Source organism: Synechocystis sp. LEGE 06083 (assembly GCF_015207725.1).
GTDB classification, from domain to species: domain Bacteria; phylum Cyanobacteriota; class Cyanobacteriia; order Cyanobacteriales; family Microcystaceae; genus Synechocystis; species Synechocystis salina.
Genome location: NZ_JADEWJ010000325.1, coordinates 1 through 3,901, shown reverse-complemented (window position 1 = coordinate 3,901; position 3,901 = coordinate 1). Strand labels below are relative to the sequence as shown.

Genomic DNA, 3,901 nt, shown 5'->3' with positions numbered 1-3,901 from the left:
CGCAGTAATTTTTATTGTTAATTACTCAGCCAACTGGTCTGCCAGGGGAGGGGCGATCGCCGGGGGAGTATCCACGGGGCCCCGGAAGATAAACACAGTGGTGTTGGTTTGGGTGGCAATTTGAGTCGGTAAGTTGCCGTGGATAACATTTTTCAGTAGCCCTTCCCGACTTGCTCCCAGCACGATCGCCGCACATTGGCGCATTTCCGCTAGGTCACTGAGGGCATCAGCTATGGAAGTGGAGCAGACTGGAATAGGAATAATCGGCCTCTGCAACTGTTCTGCCCACCGTTCCGCCAAAGTTTTCAGGTCATAAAAGGGATCGTAGCGCCGGGACTGGCGAGGCAGATAGACCTTGGAGATTAACAGTTGGGGATTATTTTCTTCTGGGTAGAGGGAAAATAGCGCCGGTAATAGGCTCAGCATCTGCTCAATGTTGGGGCCCCCTGCCACCGGCATCAACCAGTGGGCCATGGGAGAGAGATAACGGGGATAGGCATGGACATTGGTGCCCTGTTTGACCATTAACAAAGAGCAGGGAGCCTGGTCAATGAGGCGATCGGTGATGGCACCGAAAATTTGTCCCCCAATGGGCATTTCCCCTTGCCACTCCAGAATTAGTAAGTCGCTGTGGCGGGTTCTGATGGTGTCAAGGATGGTGTCGGTAACGCTGAAGGCTAGTTTGATTTCCGTGTGGAGCAACACCCCTTGGTGCCGAGCAATGCGCTCCAATTTTTGCATCAGTTGCCGTTGTCTTTGCCATTGCACCCTTTGTACAGAAGGGGATTGGGCCTTGGATACCTTCACCACTTGCAAACAGTCAATTTCGTAGTTTTGCTTTTTGGCGATCGCCGCCGCAATTTGGAATAGCACCAAGGCGCTGTTGGGGTCTCGGATCGGTAACAAAATACGCCCTTCCCCCACCAATGGCGATCGGGTTTGGTAAACGCTGTAGGCAGGATGGGGAGGATGGATAATTTGCCCGCCCAGCTGACTCACCTCTTCGCGAATAATGTCTGTGCGGGTGATAATGCCCACCAATTTGTTATCCCCTTCCACCACCGGCAAGCGGGAAAGTTGATAGCGGTTGAGTAAATAAAGCACATCACTGAGGGGCGCTTCCGGGTCCACGGTGATCGGATTGGGGGTCATGATTTGCTTGAGGGCAATGTGCACCGACTCCTGGGCCGCATTGGCCAAATCCGTTTGGGTAAATACCCCCACTAGCTTTCCTCCCTGCACCACAGGAAAACCCCGGTGATGGGAATTGGACATAATTGGCAGCACCTGGGCTAAGGTTAAACTCTGCTCCAAGCTTTCCACATCAGTTTTCATTACCTGATGGGCCCGGATATCGGCCAAAAAGTCGTGGTCTGGCTTTTCCTCCGCTAAAAAGATCCCCTTGGTTTCCAGTAAATGGTCATAAAGAGAACGAGGAAATAGACTTTCCGCCACTAGATAGGAGGTGGCACAGGCCACCATAAGGGGCAACACCACATTAAAGTTGCCGGTTAATTCAAAAACAATGATGATCGCCGTCACCGGCACCCGTACCACACTGGTAAAAAACGCCCCCATCCCCGCCAACGCAAAGGTGGTTTGGGTGATCTGGTCTTGCCAATGATTGCCAAATTCCCCCACTAGATAACCCAAGGCAGAACCCATTACCAGGGCCGGCGCAAACAGTCCCCCCGGCGCATCGGTGCTGTAGGCCAAAATAGTCAAAATAAAATGGGCCACTAGGGTCAAAATCACCTGATGCCAACTCAGTTCCCCAGAGGTGACAAATTCCCTTAGTCCCGCATTGTCCCGAAAAAAGCTCGGCAAGAGGGCGATCGCCACTCCAGAAATTAACCCCACTACCCCAATGCGAATAGCTAGGGATAGGTTTTGTTTTCTTTGCCAGCTTTGTAAGGAGAGAATACTGCGGTTGAGCAACACCCCCAAAATTCCCGCCAAAATCCCCAACAATAGATAGAAGGGAATTTCTGCCATGGTGAAATCCACCTTTGGACTATTACCCAAGCTGTGGGCCAGATTAAGATCACTGGATTGAAACACCAAAGAGGTGACAGCCCCCACAAAGGAAGCCACGATCGCCGTTTCCAGGGTCAAGCTGGACACATCCCGCATCAACTCTTCCACCACAAACAAAACCCCCGCAATGGGAGTGGTGAAACCCGCGGCTAGTCCTGCCGCCGCCCCGGCCGCAATCATTTGCCGACGATGTTCCGGGGAAGTGGGAAACCAACGACTCAATTGGGCCGCCAAGGCCGCACCAATATGCACCGTGGGGGCTCTCCTTCCTAAGGTCATGCCTCCCCCCAACACCAGCACCGTACCCACCAGTTTCACCACGGCCACTTGCCAGTTCAGGGGAATGGGATAGCGGGCCAGGGCCGCCTTGACCTGGGGAATACCGCCGCCCCCCGCCGGCCGGGAAAATTGTTCGATCAATATTCCCGCTAAACTACCAAATACCAAACCAAAGCAGGGCAACACCCAAATGGCCCCGTAGGTATCGGCTAAGCTTAAACGGGTAGACCCCAGCCAATTAACTCCACTTTTGATCACCAAGGCCGCTAGAGCAGAGACAAATCCAATCACACAGGCTTCGGCGATCGCATAACGGCTATCGATGGCAGTGCGGCCATAGTGTCGGGACCGTAACCATTGAAGCCACCGTTGCCAAAGGGGAAACCAAGCCATGGGGAGAGAATTGCTAAAACAGTTTTAGGGCAAATTTGGGGATCGCGTCGCCATCCGGCAATCAGTTTGTTACAATAACAGCGGTCACCACAGCCTTTGAAGAGAGCGTCTTTGAGCCAAGTTGTTAATATCCCTACCCTAGATACCTTAGCGCAGGAACTGGCCGCTATTCAGCAAACTGGTTCTAAACGCATTGCCCTATTGGGATCTCGCCATGTGCCGATAACCCACCAACAGTTGATCGAAATGATGAGCTATGCCTTGGTTTTGGGCGGCAATCACCTGGTCACATCCGGTGCTACGGGCACCAACTCCGCTGTTATTAAGGGAGCCATGCGGGCCGATCCTAATTTGCTCACGGTAATTTTGCCCCAAAGTTTAGACCGCCAGCCGAGGGAGTCCCGTAATCAGTTGGGGCAAGTGATTCATCTGGTGGAAAATACCGAAAATGATAGTCTTTCCCTGGGGGAAGCGAGTACCATTTGTAACCGAGAAATTGTCAGCCGTTGTCAGCAGTTGATTTGCTTTGCTTTTCACGAGAGTCACACCCTGTTGCAGACCTGTGCAGAAGCAGAGGAGCAAAGGAAACTGGTCACTCTGTTCTATTTTGATTAGAATTTGATCGGTGAATTTTAATGCTAATTTACCTCGATATGTGTACTTTACAGCGTCCTCTAGATGCCAGAACACATATCAGGGTAGCAGTTGAAGCTGAAGCAATTTTGAATGTCCTCGTACTTTGGGAATCAGGGCAAGTTAAATTGGTTTCTTCGCCAGCTTTGGTGTTTGAAGCAAATAAAATCAGATCACCAATTAGAAAGGCTTACATTGCAGAAATTTTGTTGAAGACAGATGTGTTTGTGCCAGGGAGCGCCGACATTGCACAGTACGCACAGGAGCTTGAGGGTATGGGGATCAAAACTTTGGATGCACTACATTTAGCCTTCTCAATTAAAGCAGAGTCAAAATACTTTTGCACCTGTGACGATAGATTTTTGAAACGAGCCAAAAGTTTGGATACCAGACCAACCAAAGTTGTTTCTCCTTTAGAATTAATTGCGGAGTTCTCTTAATGATTACTGAAACGAAAAATCTCAGCGAAATCACCCAACAAGCCATAGAAATTCTCTTTAAAGAGGTTGGTATCTCCAATACGATCCGTTTTTTGAATCAGTTTTCGATGGGATACGGA

Annotated in this window: 3 protein-coding genes; 2 read left to right on the top strand and 1 reads right to left on the bottom strand. The window is 50.5% G+C overall.

Features of this window, described 5'->3' with window-relative positions:
* Positions 1-21: 21 nt before the first annotated feature.
* Positions 22-2,709, bottom strand: coding sequence for a chloride channel protein (locus IQ219_RS17775; RefSeq protein WP_194073487.1), 2,688 nt, complete (start codon positions 2,707-2,709; stop codon positions 22-24).
* 111 nt (positions 2,710-2,820) lie between these two features.
* Here IQ219_RS17775 and IQ219_RS17770 point away from each other — a divergent pair, with 111 nt between their 5' ends.
* Positions 2,821-3,324 carry a DNA recombination-mediator protein A gene (locus IQ219_RS17770; RefSeq protein ID WP_194019269.1) on the top strand — a complete coding sequence of 168 codons (504 nt, stop codon included), beginning with the start codon at positions 2,821-2,823 and terminating at the stop codon, positions 3,322-3,324.
* Between the two features lie 20 nt (positions 3,325-3,344).
* Positions 3,345-3,782, top strand: a complete 438-nt coding sequence (locus IQ219_RS17765; RefSeq protein WP_199309716.1) for a PIN domain-containing protein — start codon at positions 3,345-3,347, stop codon at positions 3,780-3,782.
* Positions 3,783-3,901: the final 119 nt, after the last annotated feature.